At 52.8% G+C, this 21,479-nt stretch carries 20 protein-coding genes; 15 read left to right on the top strand and 5 right to left on the bottom strand.

Annotated elements, in window-relative coordinates:
- Nucleotides 1-95: 95 nt before the first annotated feature.
- From MKX51_RS00855 to MKX51_RS00900, 10 genes are all read left to right on the top strand, one after another.
- Entirely contained in the window at nucleotides 96-1,631 is a 1,536-nt protein-coding gene (locus MKX51_RS00855; RefSeq protein ID WP_340990864.1) for an HD-GYP domain-containing protein, read from the top strand.
- A 204-nt stretch (nucleotides 1,632-1,835) separates the two neighbouring features.
- On the top strand, nucleotides 1,836-2,225 hold the full coding sequence (locus tag MKX51_RS00860) for a NusG domain II-containing protein (RefSeq protein ID WP_036700638.1): 390 nt from the start codon (nucleotides 1,836-1,838) through the stop codon (nucleotides 2,223-2,225).
- The gene (locus MKX51_RS00865) at nucleotides 2,209-2,772 is read left to right on the top strand and encodes a Gx transporter family protein (protein ID WP_036700635.1); all 564 of its coding nucleotides are present in this window, start codon (nucleotides 2,209-2,211) and stop codon (nucleotides 2,770-2,772) included. Before MKX51_RS00860 ends, MKX51_RS00865 begins: the two co-directional genes overlap by 17 nt.
- A gap of 19 nt (nucleotides 2,773-2,791) precedes the next feature.
- Nucleotides 2,792-3,658 carry an ATP-binding cassette domain-containing protein gene (locus MKX51_RS00870; protein WP_340945023.1) on the top strand — a complete coding sequence of 289 codons (867 nt, stop codon included), beginning with the start codon at nucleotides 2,792-2,794 and terminating at the stop codon, nucleotides 3,656-3,658.
- Nucleotides 3,634-4,542, top strand: coding sequence for an energy-coupling factor transporter ATPase (locus MKX51_RS00875; RefSeq protein ID WP_340990865.1), 909 nt, complete (start codon nucleotides 3,634-3,636; stop codon nucleotides 4,540-4,542). Before MKX51_RS00870 ends, MKX51_RS00875 begins: the two co-directional genes overlap by 25 nt.
- Complete coding sequence (locus tag MKX51_RS00880; RefSeq protein WP_340945019.1) at nucleotides 4,529-5,326, top strand: energy-coupling factor transporter transmembrane component T family protein; 798 nt, start codon at nucleotides 4,529-4,531, stop codon at nucleotides 5,324-5,326. The genes MKX51_RS00875 and MKX51_RS00880 overlap by 14 nt, the downstream gene beginning before the upstream one ends.
- 21 nt (nucleotides 5,327-5,347) lie before the next feature.
- On the top strand, nucleotides 5,348-7,273 hold the full coding sequence (locus MKX51_RS00885) for a peptidase U32 family protein (RefSeq protein WP_340990866.1): 1,926 nt from the start codon (nucleotides 5,348-5,350) through the stop codon (nucleotides 7,271-7,273).
- A 126-nt stretch (nucleotides 7,274-7,399) separates the two neighbouring features.
- Nucleotides 7,400-8,689, top strand: a complete 1,290-nt coding sequence (locus MKX51_RS00890; RefSeq protein WP_340990867.1) for an aspartate aminotransferase family protein — start codon at nucleotides 7,400-7,402, stop codon at nucleotides 8,687-8,689.
- Nucleotides 8,690-8,706: 17 nt separating this feature from the next.
- Nucleotides 8,707-9,591 carry a UbiA-like polyprenyltransferase gene (locus MKX51_RS00895; protein WP_340990868.1) on the top strand — a complete coding sequence of 295 codons (885 nt, stop codon included), beginning with the start codon at nucleotides 8,707-8,709 and terminating at the stop codon, nucleotides 9,589-9,591.
- A gap of 494 nt (nucleotides 9,592-10,085) precedes the next feature.
- Nucleotides 10,086-11,048, top strand: a complete 963-nt coding sequence (locus tag MKX51_RS00900; RefSeq protein WP_340990869.1) for a PT domain-containing protein — start codon at nucleotides 10,086-10,088, stop codon at nucleotides 11,046-11,048.
- 189 nt (nucleotides 11,049-11,237) lie between these two features.
- Here the strand turns inward: MKX51_RS00900 and MKX51_RS00905 are convergent, their stop codons facing one another.
- The 4 genes from MKX51_RS00905 to MKX51_RS00920 form a co-directional block, all read right to left on the bottom strand.
- Nucleotides 11,238-12,218 (bottom strand): polyprenyl synthetase family protein, encoded by a 981-nt coding sequence (locus tag MKX51_RS00905; RefSeq protein WP_340990870.1) that lies wholly within the window; start codon nucleotides 12,216-12,218, stop codon nucleotides 11,238-11,240.
- Nucleotides 12,219-12,236: 18 nt separating this feature from the next.
- On the bottom strand, nucleotides 12,237-12,686 hold the full coding sequence (locus MKX51_RS00910) for a hypothetical protein (protein ID WP_340945007.1): 450 nt from the start codon (nucleotides 12,684-12,686) through the stop codon (nucleotides 12,237-12,239).
- 238 nt (nucleotides 12,687-12,924) lie between these two features.
- Nucleotides 12,925-14,802, bottom strand: a complete 1,878-nt coding sequence (locus MKX51_RS00915) for an FAD-dependent oxidoreductase (RefSeq protein WP_036722120.1) — start codon at nucleotides 14,800-14,802, stop codon at nucleotides 12,925-12,927.
- Between the two features lie 49 nt (nucleotides 14,803-14,851).
- Complete coding sequence (locus MKX51_RS00920) at nucleotides 14,852-15,757, bottom strand: hypothetical protein (RefSeq protein ID WP_036722123.1); 906 nt, start codon at nucleotides 15,755-15,757, stop codon at nucleotides 14,852-14,854.
- Nucleotides 15,758-16,239: 482 nt separating this feature from the next.
- On the opposite strand from MKX51_RS00920, the gene MKX51_RS00925 reads away from it, so the two are divergent.
- The 5 genes from MKX51_RS00925 (at nucleotide 16,240) to MKX51_RS00945 (ending at nucleotide 20,614) form a co-directional block, all read left to right on the top strand.
- Nucleotides 16,240-16,443, top strand: coding sequence for a CsbD family protein (locus tag MKX51_RS00925; RefSeq protein WP_036695255.1), 204 nt, complete (start codon nucleotides 16,240-16,242; stop codon nucleotides 16,441-16,443).
- Between the two features lie 201 nt (nucleotides 16,444-16,644).
- Nucleotides 16,645-18,060 (top strand): ATP-binding protein, encoded by a 1,416-nt coding sequence (locus MKX51_RS00930; RefSeq protein ID WP_340945005.1) that lies wholly within the window; start codon nucleotides 16,645-16,647, stop codon nucleotides 18,058-18,060.
- A gap of 101 nt (nucleotides 18,061-18,161) precedes the next feature.
- Nucleotides 18,162-19,436 (top strand): MFS transporter, encoded by a 1,275-nt coding sequence (locus tag MKX51_RS00935; RefSeq protein WP_340990871.1) that lies wholly within the window; start codon nucleotides 18,162-18,164, stop codon nucleotides 19,434-19,436.
- Nucleotides 19,437-19,461: 25 nt separating this feature from the next.
- Nucleotides 19,462-20,124, top strand: a complete 663-nt coding sequence (locus MKX51_RS00940) for an oxidoreductase (RefSeq protein ID WP_340990872.1) — start codon at nucleotides 19,462-19,464, stop codon at nucleotides 20,122-20,124.
- Between the two features lie 109 nt (nucleotides 20,125-20,233).
- Nucleotides 20,234-20,614, top strand: coding sequence for a RidA family protein (locus MKX51_RS00945; protein WP_339221932.1), 381 nt, complete (start codon nucleotides 20,234-20,236; stop codon nucleotides 20,612-20,614).
- Nucleotides 20,615-20,712: 98 nt separating this feature from the next.
- Here the strand turns inward: MKX51_RS00945 and MKX51_RS00950 are convergent, their stop codons facing one another.
- Nucleotides 20,713-21,477 (bottom strand): tryptophan-rich sensory protein, encoded by a 765-nt coding sequence (locus MKX51_RS00950; protein ID WP_340990873.1) that lies wholly within the window; start codon nucleotides 21,475-21,477, stop codon nucleotides 20,713-20,715.
- Between the last annotated feature and the right edge of the window lie 2 nt (nucleotides 21,478-21,479).

Here is a 21,479-nt window from a genome sequence, read left to right on the forward strand (position 1 = left end):
CATACTCGAAAACAAATATTATTTTATTATAGCACGGGAATTATAAATACGCAAGAGTATATTGGGCTGAGGCCCGGGCAGGAATGAGGGGACAGATGGAACTATACAGAATTTTTTTGAAGCAACAGATCCGGAACTATATCTTCGGTTCAGCTGTAGCGGTACTCGCGGTCGGGAGTCTGCTTATGCTATCTTCCCTGGAGATCAGCCGGGTTGAATATTACCGCCTCTTACTGGTGCTTGTTTGTTCTTTTGTAATAATGGCGTCTATAGAGATTACTGTCTTTCTCAGACAGATCAGGCCCATACGGGCTGCGCTCGTTCAGGAGAATGCTGCGCTATCGATGCTGGAAGAAGCATATCTGCACACGCACCTGCTGCCCAAACGGGCTATACAGCGGATTATGGGCCCGCATCTGCTCGGATTATCCGTTCCGGCTCTGCTGCTGTCGGTGTGGATGATCCATTCTGGCTGGGTCACGTTTCCGTACTTCTATCTGATTCTGGCGATGTGCTGCGCAGTGCTTGTGGCTTGTATGCATTCCCTCATTGAATTCTTCCTGACCTGCACCTCCATTATTCCGCTGATCAAGGAATTCAGGAACCGTGCGCTGGAGCAGTACGGTGTGGATTTTTCCCTGGAGGGCCATGTGTTCGTGCCGATACGCCCCAAATTCCTGGTGAGCTGTATGCTGATCGGTACCTTTCCGCTGTTCCTGTTTATTATGGCCACGCATATCCGTATGAACGGTGAGGGGGACTCGATAGTCGTCGTCGGACTTCAGAGCTATTGGGCCTGGGCGGGGATGGTGCTGCTGATCGGCACGCTGTTCTCCTCCATTGCGGCCTGGCTGCTGACGAACAGTGTGCAGCATCCGATCCATGAGCTGTATCAGGCGATGAACCAGGTGAAGGACGGGAATCTGGTCCAGGTGCAGGATGAGTACTCCGATGAGTTCTCGAAGCTGGTGGCAGGCTTTAACATGATGGTCCGGGGGCTGCAGGCGCGAGAGCAGCAGAGCCGCCAGCTGCTGGACAGCTACTTCTCCACCCTTGCCGTGGCGCTGGACGCCCGCGATTCCTATACGGCAGGACACTCGCTCCGTGTAGCGGAGTATTCGGTGATTATCGGACAGCTGGCCGGACTGAGGGGGCAGGAGCTGGATGATCTGCGCAAGTCAGCGCTGCTGCATGATATTGGTAAGATCGGGGTGAGAGACAGCATCCTGTTCAAGGAAGAAGCCTTAACGGATGAGGAATTCCTCCAGATTCAGAGTCATACTGTGCTGGGAGAGAATATTCTGCGGCAGATTGAACCGGCGGACAAAATGGCACCCTATCTGGGTGGCGTCCGCTCGCATCATGAGCGTTATGACGGCCGGGGCTACCCTGATGGTCTTGCCGGCAGGGAGATCCCGCTGCACGGCCGGATTATCGCGGTAGCGGATGCTTATGATGCGATGACGTCCGACCGGCCTTACCGGAAAGGGATGGACCACGAACGGGCGCTGGGTATTCTGGAGCAGGGCAGGGGCAGCCAGTGGGACCCTGAATTCGCCGGATTGTTCCTGGGGTACTTCGGCCGGAAGCCGGAAGCCCGTAAGGGTACTCAGCCTGTTCAGGCCGGATAATACGCTAGTTGAAGGCATTATCCTTATATTCCTTGCCGAAGCGGATACTATCCAGTTTATGGGGGTTCCGCTTCGGCTTTGCGTGCCTATTTTGTGAACTGCCCATGAAATGCGACAATTAACGACTACATTCATTGAAGGATTGAAGGCGGACCGTTATAATTATTAAGTCTGGATTTTAATTAAAAAATAAGGGAGATTTCTATGAAACGCGCAGATGTGCTGCTGATTTCTATCGTTCTGATTGCTGCGCTCGCTTTTCTCGTGCCAAGATGGTTGTCTAACGATGCTGATAAAGGTGGGCCAGGCAAAGAACTCAAGGCCAATATAACGGTAGATGGTAAGTTATTCAAAACGATAACCCTTACCAAAGAAGAGCAGACTATTGAGGTCCGCACCGAACGGGGCTATAACATTCTGAAGGTGCATGATTACGGGGTCGAGATGTTTGATGCGGATTGTCCCGATAAGGTATGCCTCGGCTTCGGATTCATCACGCTGCCCAAGCAGACCATTGTCTGCCTTCCGCACCGGGTATTGGTTGAGATTGCAAGTGCGGCCGGGGAGGATGAAGTAGATGGCTATGTCCAGTAGTGAATCGGCTACAGCGCTGAAGCGGACGGTAATTATTGCTATATTCGCTGCCGTTGCTGTGGTGCTGAGTATTGTGGAGGCACAGATCCCGCTGGCCGGAGTGGGGCTGATGCCCGGGGCGAAGCTCGGCTTCGCCAATATTATGATTTTGACCTGTATTTACTTTTTGCGCGGACGCGATGTTCTGGTTCTGGTGATCCTGAAGACACTGCTGACCGCCTTCCTGCTCGGCACGCTGTCCAGCCTGCTGTTCAGCTTGTTCGGCTCCCTGTTCAGCTTCATTGTGATGTTCGCGCTGGTGAAGCTCGGCCGCAGAAAGTTCAGTGTTATCGGCATCAGCATTGCGGGCGGCTTGGCTCATAATACGGGACAGCTGCTGGCAGCCTCGTTCGTATTCAATTCAACGAGTATTTTCTATTACCTGCCGGTTCTGCTGATTACCGGTATTATTACGGGCATTGCTGTCGGCTTCGCCGTCCGGTATGTGGTTGACTCGCTATCCAAAATATCCTTGTTTGAAGAGTTCCTGAACGGACCGGGTCACTAGCTGCGGAAGGATGAGTAACATGAATCAAGCGTACAACGATAGAACAGCCGGTGAAAAGCCAGCGGTGATTGCCCTTGAGGGCGTATCCTTCGGCTATGACCCGGAGCATCCGATTCTTCATGATATCAACGTAACGGTCCCGCAGGGCCAATGGGTGAGCATTGTCGGGCCTAACGGCTGCGGCAAATCGACCCTGGTCAAGCTGCTGAATGCGCTGCTTCCGAAGAGCGCCGGTCATATCTCAGTCTGCGGGCATACGCTGCAGGAAGAGACGGTCCAGTCCATCCGGCAATGCATCGGAATGGTCTTTCAGAACCCTGATAACCAGTTCATCGGGCAGACGGTGGAAGAGGATATTCTCTTCGGCCTGGAGGGTCTGTGCTTATCGTACGAAGAGATGAAGCAGCGGCTTGAATTCTATACCGGGAAGCTCGGGATAGGCCATCTGCTGTCCAAGCATCCCGGAGAACTGTCGGGCGGGCAGAAGCAGCGGGTGGCCATCGCCTCGATTCTCGCCATGAAGCCAGGCATCGTCATCTTCGACGAGGCCTCTTCTATGTTGGACGAAGGCAGCCGCGATGAGCTGATGGGGATTCTGCGGGATATGCAGGCCGAGGGCAGTTACACCATTGTGCTGATTACTCATGATGCCGATGAGATTCTGGCTTCGGACCGGGTGCTTGCGCTGCACGGGGGGAGCATCGCGGCGGATGTATCACCTGCGGAGCTGTTCCGTGATGCAGAGCTGCTGGAGAAGTGTCATTTGCGGGAGCCTTATACTTGGCAGCTTGCCCGTGAACTGGAGAGCCGGGGAATTAAGGTGGATGTACCCGCCAGCGAAAAGGAGCTTATAGATACACTATGGCTATACAACTACAGCAAGTAAGCTACACGTATGCTGACCGCAGTATGTGGAAGCAGACGGCGCTGCACGGGATTAATCTGGAGATTGCCGAGGGTTCGCTGACCGGAATTGCCGGAGCCACCGGCTCGGGCAAATCGACACTGCTCCAGCTGTTCAATGGCATTCTTAAGCCGACAGAAGGCACGGTGCAGGTGCTGGATGTAACGATAACTGCAGGGGAGAAATCACCGAGGCTGCTTCCGCTGCGGCGGAGGGTAGGCCTCGTCTTTCAATTCCCGGAGCAGCAGATGTTCGAAGATACGGTGGAGAAGGATCTCTGCTTCGGGCCGCTGAACTTCGGGGTCAGCCTGGAGGAGGCCAAGGAGCGGGCGCGCAAGTCGATGACGGATATGGGACTGGATCTGGCGCTGCTGGAGCGCAATCCCTTCCGGCTCAGCGGAGGACAGATGCGCAAGGCAGCCATCGCCTCCGTGCTGGCGATGGACCCGGACATTGTGGTGCTGGATGAGCCGACAGCCACCCTGGACCCGGTAAGCCGCGCCGAGCTGATCGCGCTCCTGGAGCGGCTGTGCCGCGAGCAGGGCCGGACGATCATCATCGTAACGCACCGGATGGATGAACTGCTGCCTTATGCCGACAACTGGGTCCTGCTTAAGGATGGGGAACTCGCCTTCCAGGGCAGCGGACCAGAGCTGGCCGCCGATCCGGCGATTCTGGAGCGCTGCGGACTGCGGGTTCCGCAGTCTCTGCGGTACTGGCAGGCTGCCGCCGAGCGCTTCGGCCTTAGCGGCGAGCAGCCGCTTCTTACAGCGGAGGGCCTCGCCGGGCGGCTTGCCGCCTTGCTTGAAGAGCGCCGCACGCTGAATGCCTCCGGCAGGGAAGAAATGGGGAATGGCCATGAATGAGCGGCTGCTGCTGGGACGCAGCATTGATACGGGCTCCTGGGTCCATAAGCTGGATGCCCGGTCAAAAATCACCGGGATGCTGCTCTATGTAGCCATCATCCTGCTGTCTACTTCGTGGATATCAATCGGGCTGGTCGCGGTCTTCTCCATCGTGGTGATGGCGACGACCCGCATTCCACTGAAATATTTCATCAAGGCTGCGAAGCCTTTGCGTTATCTGATGTTGTTCATCTTCATCGTACAGGCGCTGTCCGTGAAGGAAGGGGAGGTGCTGTGGTCCCTGGGCTCGTTCTCGCTGCATGCGGGCGGCCTGCGGATGGGGGCTTTCTCGGTGATCCGCATGCTGTTCCTGCTGACCTTCACCGCGCTGCTGACCTTCACGACAACGCCCGCCAAGCTAAACCAGGGGCTGGAGGGAGTGCTGGCCCCGCTGAAGAAGCTCAGGCTGTCACCCGACCGGATTACGCTGATGATCAGCCTCGCGCTGCGCTTCATTCCGACGATTCTGGATGAGGCGCAGATTATTCTGAAGGCGCAGGCCTCGCGCGGAGCCGATCTGAAGGAACTGCCGCTGAAGGAGAAGGCGCGGATGCTTGTCTCGCTGCTGGTCCCGGTTATCGCCAGTGCGTTCCGGCGCGCCCAGGACCTGATCTATTCCATGGAAGCCCGGGGCTTCCGCATGGATGCGCCGCGCAGCCGGTATCACCGGCTCAGGTGGGGCACGGCGGATACGCTTTTTGTTGCTATGTTCGTTGTACTGGGAGTTGCAGTTGCATTATTGTAAGACATTTAGGGGGATACGGGAATGGCACGTTATTTTAATGGTAAAGAAGTAGAGTTACTGGCGCCTGCGGGAACCTTCGAGATCTTCAAGGCGGTCATTGAATCGAAGTGTGATGCGGTGTATTTCGGCGGTCCGGTGCTGAACATGAGAATGATGCGCAAGGGCTACAACTTAAGTCATGAAGAGATTATCGAAGCCCTGAATATCGCCCATAGTATGGACAAAAAAGTATATATCACGGTCAATAATCTGTTCAGCGAAGAGGATGTGGAGGAGGCCAGAGCGTACCTGCGCTTCCTGGACACGGCCCGCCCGGACGCGCTGATCGTGCAGGATATGGCGGTGCTGGAATTGATCCGCGAGATGGGGCTGAATCTGCCGGTTCACGCGTCTGTCATGATGAATGTGCATAATCTGGAGATGATCCACGCACTGAAGGAGCTGGGCGTCAGCCGGGTGGTTACCTCGCGGGAGATGGATCTGCAGACCGCGAAGCTGCTGGGCGCAAGAAGCGGCATGGAGCTGGAGTATTTCATCCATGGCGATATGTGCTCTGTCCACGGGGCGAACTGTTATTTCAGCTCCCAGGTGTTCGGGATGAGCAGCAACCGGGGCAAATGCATGAAGCCTTGCCGCTGGGATTACCGGATTAAGCGTGACGGCTACGTCTTCCCTGCGGAATATCCGCTGGCAGTGAAGGATATGTTCATGTATGAGCATCTTCCGGAGCTGATTGAATCCGCTATTACTTCCTTCAAAATCGAAGGCCGTATGCGCGACCAAGACTTCATGGTGATGCTGTCCAACAGCTATGGCGATGCGATTGACCGCTATATCGATGATCCGCTGGGCTTCGACCGGACCAAGGATTCCAAGGCGCTGTATAACAACCGCAAGCGTGATTTCTCCACGGCATATGCTTTTGGCAAACCGGGACTGTCGAATATCAACCGCCGTTATGAGGGAACAGGCAAGTTCTACAGCACCGGCAAAGTATTCAGTACGCCGACTGCGGAGCGTGAGCTGTCTGCCGAGCGGGTGAAGGAGCTGCGCGGGCGAATGGCTGAAGACAGACGCAATACCCTCAACAAGCCTGAGCTGGCAGTGCGTGTGAATAATATGGAGCAGGCGTGTCTCGTACTGGAGATGGGAGTAGACAGCCTCTACCTGCCAGGCGATGTGTTTGAGCCGGACCGTCCTTTTACGAAGCAGGATATTAAGGAGCTTGGAGCGGTAAAAGGTCATACCAAGTTATACCTGGGCCTGCCGCGGATGATGAACGAGCTGCATTTCGACCAGTATGATCATCTGCTGAACGGAGAACGGCTGCCGATTGACGGACTGATCATTACGAACCTGGGGGCGATCCGCCGTTACCGTGGCACCGGTTACCCGATGATGGGTGATGCTAATCTGAATGTCTACAACCATCTGTCAGCCGGACTGTATGCCGGACTGGGCCTGACGAAGCTGACCGTTTCGCCGGAGATGACGCTGGAGCATTTCGCCTCCTTCACCTCACGCAGCGACTTGCCGCTGGAGGTTGTGGTGCACGGAACGCCTGCGCTGATGTATATGGAGCATGATCTGTTCGAGAATACAGAGGTGATGGAGCCGATCGGTGAGGAAGACAACCAGTATGTCCGCAATGATGTGCTGGTGCTCAAGACCGACAAGGGCGAGAATCCGGTCTACCGTGACCAATATGGCCGCTGCCATCTGCTGTTCGCCAAGGAGCTGTGTTATCTCCCGATGCTGGGTGAAATGAACGGCCTGGGGATTGCCAGCTTCCGGATAGAAGGCGCGACCTATAGTATCAAGGAGCTGCGCACCATTATTGCTGCTTATCAGGCTGCGATGGATGGAACGAAGCCTGAGGATGATCTGCTGGGCGGGCTGAAGCCGGTCTATGCGGGGTACACCCTCGGTTCACTGCAGTTTAACTAATGCTAATAATTCAATTTTAAAATAACGCTGCGGCGAGTATAATAAGGGTATATGGCGCGATTATAAGTACCTTTTTTCACAAACTATCATCTTGAATCATCAGCAGTTGAAAGTGAGGGAAGCTTCATGGAATTCGAACAGAGTAACTTCATTGGAAGAGAAGCGGTAGCTGCTAAAAGAAAGCAGTATTTCTACCCGTGCACCGCACATTTTTACCGGGATGCCCCGCAATTGGTACGCGGAAGCATGCAGTATGTCTACGATGAGAATGGCAAGGAATACACCGACTTCTTCGCGGGAGTCTCAGTGGTTGCCTGCGGCCACTGTAATCCGGCTATTACTTCCCGTACGATAGCACAGCTTCAGCAATTGCAGCACACTTCGCCCATCTACCTGACCCAGCCGAATGTAGATTTGGCGGAACGTCTGGAAGAAGTGCTGCCGGGCGCGCTGCGCCGGACATTCTTCGTCAACAGCGGCTCGGAGGCGAATGAAGGAGCGCTGCTGCTGGCGCGGATGCATACCGGCCGCAAAGGCTTTATTGCCCTGGAAGCCGGCCTGCATGGCCGGACCAACCTCACCATGAGTGTGACCGGGCTGCAAATGTGGAGAACCGATGCCTACCTGGATGAGGATGTGACGTTCATTAAGCGCCCGTATCATCCGGAATTGACGCTGGAGGAAGCGGCGGCGCAGTCCATCCAGAATCTGAAGGAGGTACTCGCTGCCCAAGGAGACACCATTGCCGCCATGATCGTGGAGCCGATTCAAGGGAACGGCGGGATCGTCATGCCTGCGCTGTCCTATTTCCGTGAGGTGAAGGCGCTGCTTGAGCAGTACGGTGTACTGCTGATTGACGACGAAATCCAGACCGGCTACGGCCGGAGCGGAGCTATGTTTGCGATGGAGCATTTCGGCGTCGTGCCGGACATTATCAGCATGGCCAAGGCGCTGGGGAACGGAGTACCGATCGCTGCCTTTTCCACGACGGATGAGATAGCGGCATCGCTGAACAAGCCTTCCGCCTCGACGTTCGGAGGGAATCCAGTCTCTGCGGCTACCGCGCTGGCGGTGCTGGACTACATCCGTGATGAGCGGCTGGCAGAACGTGCGGCTGAGCTGGGCGGCCAGTTGAAGCAAGGCTTGCTTGCTCTCCAGGAGCGTTACCCTGCGTTGATTACCGATGTACGGGGCAGCGGACTTATGCTGGGGGCCGAGCTGGCCGGTTCGGAGACTGAGGATGCCGCTGCTGTGACAGACTATGTGCTGGAAGAGCTGAAGGACCGCGGATACCTGATCGGCAAAAACGGCATAGGCCGCAACGTCCTCGCCTTCCAGCCGCCGCTTGTTGTGACTTCCGGGAATATTGATGCCCTGCTGGCTGCACTCCATGAAGTACTGCAAGCGATCCACTAAGAAAGAGGCCTAACATTATGGTGATCATTAATGCTTTTAAACATACGGCGCTTAAAATGAAAATGTTCAGCGAGCTGGTGATGTTCTCCCATACGCTGTTCTCACTGCCTTTTGCCATCATCTCCATGGTCTGGGCGGCGGGCGGCTGGCCTTCCGGCCATATGATGTTATGGGGGCTGATCGCGCTGATCGGGGCACGCAACGGGGCGAATGCGTTCAATCGCCTGGTGGACCGTACCTTCGACGGCAACAATCCGCGAACCGCCCACCGGCATCTGCCGCAGCGTCTGCTCGCAGAGAAGGAAGTCATTCTGTTCATTATCATCAATTATGCCCTGTTCATTGTGGCCTCCGGGATGCTGAACCTGCTCTGTCTGGTGTTGTCCCCGGTAGCCATTGTACTGATCTCATCCTACTCTTATACGAAGCGGTTCACCTTCCTGAGCCATCTGTATCTGGGCTTCGTGATTGCTTCGGCCCCGATTGGCGCCTGGTTTGCGGTTACCGGGAATATCGCGTTCACGCCATTCGTGATCGGAACCGTGGTGATGCTCTGGATTGCCGGGTTTGATATCATCTACGGGACTCAGGACATTGAGTTCGACCGCAAGAACGGCTTATGGTCCATCCCGAGCTTCTTCGGCCTGGAGAACGCGCTGCGGATCTCCAAAGGGCTGCATTTCATTATGGTTATGCTGCTGCTGTTCCTGTACCTCTGGCGCGATCTCGGCTGGATGTATCTGGTGGGCATCGGCATCGCTACGGTGCTGCTTATGACAGAGCACAAGATTATCAAGCCTGCTAACCGCAAGCTGATGAAGGTGGCTTCTTATAATTTGAATCAGGTGATCAGTATGGTGATATTGCTGTGTACGCTGATTGATTATTTTTACGTTAATTAGGTGGGGCGGCGCATCGGAGTGGGGCGCGTGCTGGAGGTTGGGAAGCTGCATTGCGCGGATTTTTGGACTTACGGTCGCTGTTAATTTCGGATTCCCTGATTGAAGCCGCTGAACGCGGTAGGAATCCGAAATTAAAGGCGAACGCTGCCGCTCCTCCAGTTCCAAAATTCCTCTCCATTCCGTCCTAACCTCTCCCCAGGCAAGATCAACTTCAAAAAGACAACAGGCCTACCCAGGGGGCGGGCGGCAAAAAAAGCGCGAAAAGCTAAGAGCTTCGCGCTTTTCTTCATTTTGGGCGGCACCGCAAACCGCAAACGCAAACCGCAAACGCAAACCGCAAACGCAAACCTCCCTAGCTAAACATCACTCACGTACGCTGCGCTGCGTTTGTTTGTTCAGCAAAACTTCAAGTAACATGCGCTTTAAGTGCATATTGGGTGGGTATAGAAAGAATAGGTCTTGGAACATCCAATTTCTTGAAGGAGGAGTACAAAGTGAACAACAAACTGGCGCTCAGCCTCATTGTGGCTTGTGCTGTACTTTCGGGCTGCGCTTCGGACACGAATAAGAGGAAGCCTGACAGCACTACGGCTGCTGCTGAACCCACTGTCGCTGCAACTGCCGAGCCCACGGCAGAGGTTACTCCTGCTCCGACAACGGCGCCTACCGAAGTCCCTAAAGCAGAGCCTACGGCTGCGGAAGAGCTTGCTCTGGACTACATCATTACATATGTGAACAATTCGGATGTGGCGGCGAAAAAGAAGTTTGTGGCTGAACATCTCCATCCCGGTGTGCAGGCTTTATTTAAAGAAGACCAATTGACTGAGACGGAGCCAGAGCTTAAAGTGCTTAAGCCCAAGGTCATTGAATCTACAGAGTATAAGGATGACAATGGGACAAAGGTGGATGCAGTGCTGCTTCAGGGGGAGAAACGGTCGAATATGAACAATGAGGTTATTGTTCTGATTGCAGACCATAAAATCTTCAGAGCTATGGAAGCAGTGGAAAGAGCAGAATTTGACAACGTCCGCAGCAAGTTCAAGGCACCTGTTCCGGCTGTGACGGTACCGCCCCTAACGGTGCTGGATGAATTGGTTAACTTTATGATTGTCGATGTATGGAACGAAGGCTTCGCTGATTTCCATTATTATTCCCAGAACGGGAAGAACAGTGTCGGCGAAAAGATGGATATTCAGGCAACCATGGAGCGATTAGCTGTTGCGATGGCCCACAAGAAAGAATCCGACAGCTATATCGCAGGCCTGGGTGCAGAATATGACGATGTGAAGAAAGTATGGGCACCGCTATCCAAAGAAACTGACCGTTTGTATGCTCAGCTCCTCGCTGGTCCGCCCAAGCCCAAAGATCCCAATACTAAGTTTGATACCGAGGCATTCCGTCAGTACCGGGATGATTTTCAGGAAAAAATAGATACCATGCTGCTTGAAAATAAATAAACAAAAGGGCGCCTCTGTGGAAGGGCGCCCGGGCTGCCGGGAAAGTTCCGGCAGTCTTTTTTGCTATATTAGAAAACTATAGTTTCCTGCTGGTGTGGAAAAGGTGTGTGCAAATTTGTGGACAAGAGAATTGCAACAACTAAAAACTAAAGGTATGTGGAAAACAGCATACGTTGTGCCGATGCCCGTTCAGCGGTCACGCCCGGCGAAGTATTGCAGCAGGGTCCTCAGGTCGGCATGGGCCGGGAAGCTGGAGAGCTGCTCCACAATCGCAGCAGCCTGGGCCAGATAATCCTGGCTGACGGCCTCTGAGCGGGTCAGGGCATCACTGCCCCTTACCAGCTCCAGGACTTGCTCGATGTCCGCAGCAGAAGAGCCAGGGCCTATTCTGCGGATGACAGGGGCAAGCTCGGCATCCTCTAAGGCGAAGAGCACAGGAAGGGTAACCTGGCCGTGGCGGAGATCGCTGCCGGCCGGCTTGCCGAGTACATCCGCCGATTGCGTGAAGTCCAGAATATCATCCTGGATCTGGAACGACATCCCCAGCGCTTCGCCGAAATCATAGAGGAGCTGGGCTGTCTCTGCGCTGCTCTCCGCCGACAGTGCGCCTACCCGCAGGCAGGTAGCCATTAGCAGCGCGGTTTTGTTACGGGATTTCTCCAGATATTGCTCCAGCGTAAGATCATAATCGAAGGCATGCTCTAATTGCTGATATTCGCCAAGACACAATTGGGAGGTGGCAACAGAGGACAGATCGTGAACGTAACGGTCCTTATCCCCGGTGTACTTGCTGAGCAGTTCAATGATGCGGGCAGACATATAATTACCGATATGAACAGCGGATAGAATGCCGGTCTTGATATGAAGCGCAGGCACGCCCCGCCGCAGCTCGGCGTTATCAATAATATCGTCATGAATCAGTGAGGCCACATGGATAAATTCAGCCGCAGCGGATAATTGCAGAGTTCGGCGTCCGGCAGGTCTCAGGCCAAACCGGCTGCCGACAATAACCATCAGGGGGCGGAGGCGTTTACCGCCGGAGCCTGTTAATTCGAGAATGCTCTGCGCCAGCTGCGACTTTTTGGGAACATCCTTATCATGGGTCACCAGATTCTTAATTTCACGGTTAATTTCATTCAGATCAATATTCAAGGCTTCATGCAGCTTCATCGTTCATGTTCCCACCTGTCAAATGGCTTTACTGGTACGGCTTCGTTGTCTGCGCTCCTGAATGAGGAATTCACCCAGGTCCCTGGCAGGATTGTGTTCCGTGAACTCTCCATTTGAACGTTCGATCTGCATTTTTTTGATGGAAGGGGCCATATAGGCCACCAGATCCAGCTCCCGGTATTTCACTGCAAACTGCAGATAGAAGCTGTACAGGTAATCTCCATCCAAAATGTTACGGGTCAGGTCAGGATGATGTGGGACACATTCCATATGGCGCTGTGCTGCTACGGTAAGAATGGTATAAATGCCTAGCAAATGGGTTTTGCGGTCATACTCCAGATCATGGCGTTCCAGTACCGAGAGCATTTGCTCGCATTCTGCCGGAGAGAGAGACAACTGAATTCCGGCGATCTTAGACATTTCAGCCTGAAGCAACCGGAACGTATCTTCTATGATTTTTTGGTTCACAAGCTTCTCTCCTTCATGTCGGTTTTGCCGGATGGAACCGAATCCTGATTATCCCTACAAAACCATTTTGTTGAAAACGCGCATATAAATGTACTTTCACCTCGTTAAACAAGGAGAGTAATGTGTCCTAGGGACACATTACTCTTAAGAATATCCTATTCAGCTTGCAGCAGCGCAGCCTGTGCATGCGCCGCTGTTATAAATGAATGTAGTTCTTAACCACTTATTACCCGGTTCATCAGTCGGTATACAGATACCAGCGCCGGACGAGAGGAATCCTCTTCCACTGCTTCTTGAGCCAAGGAAGAACATAGTAATCCAGGCTGAACACGGTACCGGAACCGCCGATGCAGGCAATCGCTGCCCCAACATACCAGAGCATTTCAGTTGCTGCCATCTTGGTGGTCCAGATCATAACCGCCATACCTATCGTGGCTATAGCAGAGATCGCTGTGAACAGACCGACGATCAGCATTACACCGAAGACGATCTCGGCACAGACCATACCGATTTGGAACCATTTGGCGAGGAAGGTGTAAGAACCATCCGGGTTATAGAACATGAGATCCATGAACCAGTTGGAGATATCATAAATGAAGCCTGGAACCGGAAGAGCCGATACAGCTTCTTTGGCAGTGGATACTGCGGAAGCTGCAGATTGGGCATCTACGGTAGTTTTGACTGCATCCACAGCCTGACTTGCTGCCGATGTTGCATCTGCATAAGGAGCCGCAGGAATCAGAAAAATCTTATTCGGATCAACCCAGATTTTGCGGATTTTCTCTATACCTTCATATAACCACATTCCCCCAAGGAGCATACGGAGCGGAACGAGCCAGAAGTTCGGAGAGCGCTTGGAGAAGTAACCGCCGACGAAGCTCTTGCGGTTCTCAACATGGAAGAACTCGTGCATCATGTAAGTCCAGACCTTGTTGAAGCCTACAACCTGTGACAGATAGAACATATTGATGAAATGTTTGGATAACATAGCCATGAAGCCGGTCAGCATGAAGAACTTGCCCGGAAGACCGACGTTCGCTACACCGTAGCGGCTGCCGATTGAAACCATGGTGCCGTGGAAGCCTGGTTTGTATGCTTTTTTAGGCGTACCCTTGATATCGGCAGTGATATTGCCTGCGATAACCGGAGCCGCTTGTTCAGCATTCTCAACCATTTGCGGAACTGGACGTTCTTCGCCTTCAGGGATGAAGAAGATGTTATCCCCTACAACGTATACGTTCTTATGGTCAACACTTTCAAGGTGTTCATTGGTAACAATACGTTTGCGGCCTTGCTGCTGAACATCAAGGTTGCCGACGATTTCGGAGCCTTCAACACCGGCTGTCCAGACGATTGTCTGTGCATCCACGATGTTCTTCTCACCAAGGGCAACAGAGCCTGCGCCTACTTCGGTGATTTTGGCGCCGGTGACGATTTCTACCTTCAGCTTGCGCAGACGGGCTTCGGCTTTCTGGATCAGCTTATCCGGCAGGATAGGCAGAATCTTCGGAGCCATATCAGCCACGATCAGTCTCACTTCGGAAGGATCGATGAAGAATTCTCTGCAGAGCTCGTCGCGCTGCTCGGCCATTTCACCTACAAGCTCAACGCCGGTGAAGCCGGCACCGATAATTACGAAGGTCAGCATAGCGCGGCGTGTAGCCGGGTTCTTTTCCTTCGCAGCCTTGGTGTACATGTCGCGGATCTGACGCTTCAGGGCAACTGCATCATCGTAGGACCAGAAGGAGAAGGTGTTCTCTTCTGCTCCGGGGATTCCGAAGAAGGTTGGCTTGCTTCCTGTGCCGATGACCAGATAATCATAAGCATAGGTGGCTTTGTCGGACTTCAGCTTCTTGTTCTTGAAATCAATGTTGCTGATTTCATCCAGAACAACATCTACCTTCAGGCCGGCAAAAATTTTCTTCAAGTCAATTTTGATCGAATCCTCAGGTGCGCGATTCGCAGAAACCTCATGCAGCTCAGTCAAAAGAGTGTGGTATGGATTTCGGTCGATCAGTTTGATTTCTACATCTTTGTCGTTCTTAAATTTCTTTGCCAGTTTCTTAGCCGTGAGTACGCCGCCGTAGCCGCCGCCCAAAATGACTATTTTCTTCAAGAGAAACTCACCTCATTCATCTGATTAGCTGCAAAAGGGTGGCGAATAATTATTTCGCGCCTTCCAGTGCTTTTTGTGCAAGTGTGAAATATTCACCAACGTGGATGGATACGCCGGAGATTGCATCTGTTTTACCTTCAGCATCCAGGGTAGGAGCTACGCCTTTGTTCTCAAGGAAGTATTTCTCGGCAAGGGCGATTTCTTCATGCCATTCAGCAGCAGCGCCGCCGGCTTTCATGCCGTATTTGCCATCTACAGAATATTGTTTCTTATCGTCGCCTGCAGCATTCACGCCGCTGAAATTAACAGCTACAACGTTGCCGTTAGCAACAGAGAGAGCTACTGTGGACTTCCAGCCGGATTTAGCATCCATTTCGCCTTCAGCAGTATATCCGCCATCTTTGTATGGGCCTGCTTGTGCAGGGCCGGCAGCAAGTGCAGCCTGAGCCGCGCCGACGAAATCACTAACGTGTACGGATACACCGGAGATTGCATCTGTTTTGCCTTCAGCATTTACAGTGAGAGCAGCAGGATCTTGTTTTTCAATCAGGTAGGCTTCAGCAAGAGCAGCCTGTTCATGCCATTCGGACTTCGCTCCTCCGATTTTTACCAGGCCGTAGTTGCCGTCTTCAGATACTTTTTTCTTCAGATCGCCCGCTTTTTTAACATTGAAAGCATTCCAGTCAGCTTTGGTGATTTTGCCGCCTTCTACAGTCAGTTGTGTAAAGGTCTGCCAGCCAGTCTCTGGATCGGCATCCACTGTACCGTAGTAGGTTCCGTCCTGGTACTTGCCTGTTTCGGCTGCAGGTGCAGTAGTTGCTTCAGTTGCAGCAGTAGCAGTTGCCACAGGTGCTGTTGTTGCAGCAGCGTTCTCTGCTTTGTTGCTGTTGCCACAACCTGCGAGTAAAGTACCCAATACCAGAGCGCTCGACAAGATTACAGAAGCTTTTTTCATTTTGATATGACCTCCAAGAAAATAGTTTAAAATATATATATTAAAATGTAAAACATTTTAATAGCGCTGGAAGTGATAAAAATCACTTTATAAATGATAAATGTCACTTTCATCTCGGTCTTAAGTCCCTTTTTGTAGCAGGCATACGACATATATCGGCAAGTAATAAGAAAAAATTTAATCATATCGTTTCTTGTTCGATGGCATTTTAGCACAAGCTATGGAACTAACATGTGAAAATAATCACTTAAATCATAAATAAATTTACTTCTGAAGTATATCAAATTTTAAGATAGTTGAATAGCTTTTTAAAAAGACTATTATGTGACAAAAGTTGAGTTATTCTGCATGGTTTCATGCAATTGCAGGTGCAGCCCCTGTACAGCCAGGAGATTCAGCCAAAAGTCATGGGGGTAATAGTTCACAAGCAATTATAAGCTTTCGCCAGACATTAAATAGACAACTAAGGAGATGAGCTTGTAGTGGATAACAATGTGATCAAAGGTAAATGGCTGCAGATTAAAGGTGAAGCCAAGAAGCAATGGGGCAAGCTGACAGATGACGATCTGGATATCATCGATGGTGAAAAAGACAAGCTGGTAGGCAAGCTGCAGGAGCGTTACGGCCATTCCAAGGATGAAGCCGAAGCGGAGTACCATAAATGGGAGTCCTCCCACCGCAGCTAATCAGCAGTTAACGATAAGCAGGGCAAGGGAAGAGCGCAAATCGTATCTGATTTGCGCTTTTTTGCTGTCCCCCGGACATTCCGAAGCCATCCCTCTCATACATATACATATGCAATAGCCCTCACGCTTCATGTTTTTCATTCCTCCAGTATGATACTATAAATATTATTGTGAACTTATTTTCGCTGCAGGAGTGAAGCCATGGAATATGTCAAAATCTTTTTTGTGAATACAGCTTTACTAATCACTCTGTCGTATCTGGCGAATCTAATATACAAGTACACTGTAACCCACGCATCCGAGCCTGTAAAAAGAGTAAGCTGGGTGCTGCTCGCGGTCTTCGCAGGGTGGATCAGCACCTTTTTCGGCTACAGACTGCATGAGCATGTCATTTTTGACCTGCGGTATGTACCGCTGATCATCTCAACACTGGCTTACCCCCAGCCCTTGGTCCTGATTATCATCGGAATCGCAACCGGGCTTACGCGCCTGACCTTTGGAGTGAACGAGGCAGCGCTGGTAGGCGTGCTGAATCTGACTATCCTGGGCTTTGTCTGTGCCGCTCTAAGCGTATGGATGAAGCGTTCGTCCACCTCTATGATGTTCAAGGGGATTGCTGCTATTTTGGTAGTCAATGTAGTGAATGTGCTGAACATTGCCGTATTTGGGGTTATTCCCACACATGATTACATAACGAAGATTCTGCCGGTTACCTTTCCCGCAGGCCTTGTCCTCAGTGCGTTGTTCGCGCTGATTATCCGCGATTTCCATCTGGACCTGATGCGTACAGGACAGATCATTAGAGCGAATAAGCTGTTGTCCGAGCAGACGGAGGAGCTGCATAAGAATAAAATTGTGCTCGAGGAAAGAGCCAAGCAGCTCATGCTCGCCTCACAGTTCAAATCGGAGTTCCTGGCGAACATGTCCCATGAACTAAGAACCCCGCTGAACAGCATTATCAATCTGTCCCAGATGATTGAAGAAGGCGATGAGTCCCTGAGTGCGGAGGAGCTTGCTGAATATGGCGGGATCATTCACCGCTCCGGGGAGGATCTCCTGTCGCTCATCAATGATATTCTCGATCTGTCCAAGGTGGAGGCAGGGAAGCTGGATATTATTATAGAGGATTTAAATACCAGCGAGGTCCCTGATCTGCTCGTCCAGCAGTTCGGCGTCTTAGCCAGACAGAAGCAGCTCACCTTCAGTGTCTCCCTGGACGAAGGGGTGCCTGCGGTAATCTACACGGACCCCCAGCGGGTGCAGCAGATTCTGCGCAATCTGCTCTCGAATGCGTTCAAATTCACGATGACTGGCGGGGTCACTATGAATATCCGTGTAGTGGAACGTCAGGAGGGGGCTGCTGCACAGAAGTGGATTGCCTTTGAGGTGCAGGATACCGGAATCGGCATTCCCCCGGAGAAGCATGATCTGATCTTCGAGGCCTTTGAACAGGCGGATATCAATGTCAGCCGCAAGTATGGCGGTACGGGGCTGGGCCTGTCTATCAGCAATGATCTGGCCAGGCTCCTGGGCGGCTTCATTACCCTGCATAGCCGCGAAGGCCAGGGCAGTATATTCTCCTTACATTTACCACTGCATTCAGGCGCGTCCGTATAATCCCCGCAGCTCCAACTTTATTTGTGATTTCGGTGTATTGACAGGAATCTGGTGCTGAGTAGAATGAAGCAAAAGCCGCATCAAAGGAGAGTCAACACCCCATGAACATCATGAGAAGCCGGCCGCTGCGGAACCGTTCCAAGGATTTGCGCAAGGCCTCCGTACACCGCAAGAATCTGCAGATCGCTACCTTTGAGGGGATACCATCCACCATATTCCAGGTGCTGCTGCAAGGCCAATTTCTTACAGGATTTTTGTTATACCTGGGTGCCAGCTCCAGTCAGATCGGATTTGTCCTCGCGCTTACTACGCTGGTGAATGTCGCACAGATCGGTGTGGCTTTCCTGATTCAGAAGCTGCCGAGCCGCAAGTGGGCGCTCGTGACTTTTATTGGCTTACACCGGCTGTTGTGGGGATCTACGGGCCTGGTTCCGTTTATTTTTCCGCAAGAGCACTGGGTTACTGCCTTCATCGTACTGTATACCATTGCCTTCATTGCCAACACTGCCGGCGGTGTGCTCTGGAATTCGGTCATCAGTGACCTGGTGCCTGCAAGGGTCCGTGGCCGGTACTTCGGTATTCGCAATACGTTCCTTAATGCGCTGGGAAGCCTGGTGATGTACGGAGGCGGTATTATTCTTGACCGTTATCCGGGCGGACACGGATTCCTTATCCTGTATATTGTAGTGTGGATTTTCTCGATCTCGAATATTGTGGTGTTCTTCTTCTACCCGGATGTGCCGTTTGAGAAATCGGAAGAGAAGGCCTTCCTGCCGATGCTCAGGAAGCCGCTTCAGGACAAGCTGTTCATGAAATCCACGCTGTTCCTGTCTGCTTGGCTGCTGCTGCAGAACCTGACCGTGCCGCTGTATTCCTATGTCATGCTGCAGCTGCTGAATATCAATTATGAGAAGCTGTCCCTGCTGAATGTCGCGCAGACGGTCTTCATGATGGCCAGCTTCTATGTATGGGGCAATCTGAACGCCAGGCACAGCAACAAGAAGCTGCTGCTCTGGACGCTGCCGATTATCGCGGTCTCTTCCCTGATCTGGGGACTCTTGTCTGTGCTGCCGATGCTTCCGGTATTACTTGCGGCCCATATTGTGTTCGGCGTGGGTGTGGGCGGCTTCAACCAGCTTGCCTTCAACTTCATTATTGGTGATACGCCGAAGCGGGAACGGCCGATGTATATGGCGATGTATGCAGCGCTTACCGGTCTGGCGGCCTTCTTCGGCCCGCTGCTGGGCGGCCGTATCTATGAATGGATTAAGGAATGGCCCCAATGGATGCAGATCTACGGCATGCAGTTAGTGGTAGGCGTGCTGATGATTCTGCTGGCACTGCTGCTGGGCCGCCGTATTCTGAGGGATGAATAAGGAGGAATATAAGGAGGCTATTTCGGTGACAAGAATTGCACTGGTACTGGGAGCTACAGGTCTGGTCGGCAGTGCGCTGACCCGGGACCTGCTGGGCGGGAATTGGGACGAGGTCCGTGTGCTGGTCCGCCGTCCGCTTGCGCTTGAGCATCCCAAGCTGAGACAGATTCAAGTGGATTGGGACCGGCTTGAGCAATACAGTGAGCAATTCGCCGGTGTATATGCAGTATTCTGCTGCCTGGGAACGACGATTAAGCAGGCGGGCTCGCAGGAGCAGTTCGAACGGGTGGACCTGGAGTATCCGCTTGCAGCTGCGGCCCTGGCTAAAGAGCATAACGTGAAGCAGTTCCTGGCCGTGTCCTCTATGGGAGCCAGCGCCAAATCGCGCACCTTCTATAGCCGGACCAAGGGGCGGACGGAGGAGGGCTTGATTGCTGCCGGATTCCACGGCCTGCATCTGTTCCGGCCTTCGCTGCTGCTCGGTGACCGGGCAGAATTCAGGCTGGGGGAACGCGCTGCGGCTGTGCTGATGAAGGCGCTGGATTTCGCCATGGCCTTTAAGGCCGCGAAGTTCCGGGCCATACCGGCCGCCACGGTAGCGCGGGCGATGATGAATATTGCCCTGGCCGATACAGGCGGCGTTCATATCTACACCAATGAGGTTATTCATGTGATCGGCAAGCATTAGACGGGCAGTAAGGTTTGCCAACCGCAGACTCCAGGACGTACAATGAGCATACGATTAGAATGTACATAGCGGTCTACAGGCCGCGTACAGCATGCAGGAGGCGTTCACTATGACCAAAAAACAAGTAGCTACAAAGAAAGCTCCAGGAGCGATTGGCCCTTACAGCCAGGCCATTGTTGCCGGCAACTGGGTCTACACTTCAGGCCAGCTCGGAATGGACCCGCAGACAGCGGAACTGCCGGGCAGTGTGCAGGAGCAGGCACGCCAGTCGCTTAACAATGTGAAGGCCATCCTGGAAGAGGCCGGAGCATCAATGGATCAGGTGGTGAAGACAACCGTGTATCTGAAGGATATGAATGATTTCGCGGCGGTTAACGAGGTGTACAGCACCTTCTTCACCGAGCCTTACCCGGCCCGCAGTGCCGTTGAGGTAGCCCGTCTGCCGAAGGACGCGCTGGTCGAGATCGAAGCGGTAGCACGCAAGAAATAAGCCAGGCCGGATACATCCGGTCGAGGTTGGGTACAGGGAAATCCCCCGCACGTGAAGCAGGCGTGCGGGGGATTTTTTGTGTGCATATATAGGCGTATCTAGTATCTGCTGCGGGAACGGCGCGGAGTCAGCAGCAGCCAAATACTGTAGAGCAAGAGAAGTCCTGCTGCAATCAGGCCGGTGAAATACACCTCATTCGTGTCCTTATGCTCCATAGCAATGGCGATATAGGCCCAGACGAAGACGAGCGGATAGATGCTGTCCCGGTACGGGTAGCTTACCAGTACAGCCAGCAAGGTACCCACACAGAGCATGATGACTGCCCAGAACGGGGCGCTGAGTCCGAAGCCTCCCCAGTCGTTCTTCACCAGCACAACGCTGACATTGACGATGGTGGCTACCGAGATCCAGCCGAGGTAGAGGCTGAACGGCAGCTTCACGAGCCATTTCTCGCCTGTCGTGGGATCTGCGATGAAGCGGGTTTTGCGGTAAATGACGATCAGTGAGAGCAGCAGAAGCACCATCGCCACCAGCGACAGCTCAATGTACAGGTAATGCCAGAGGAGCAGCCAGCCCATATTGAAGAGACAGCTGAGCATGAACCAAATTCCGATCCGCTGGACGGAATCCCTGCCCCCGGTATCGCTGCGGAACTGATAAATGATGAATCCGGCCAGCAGCAGATAGATCAGGGACCAGATGGAAAAAGCATATCCGGCCGGTGTGAGGTACGTATGATACCTGTCCGAGATTTCGGCGGTGCTGTTCCCGCCAAGCGGCAGGACGACTGAAAGGGTATTGACGACAATGACGCCGAGGAAGAGCAGCAGATTCCCCCACTTATAAGGATTAGTTCTAGTCATAT

It is taken from the genome of Paenibacillus sp. FSL M7-0420, assembly GCF_038002345.1.
GTDB lineage: Bacteria > Bacillota > Bacilli > Paenibacillales > Paenibacillaceae > Paenibacillus_AQ.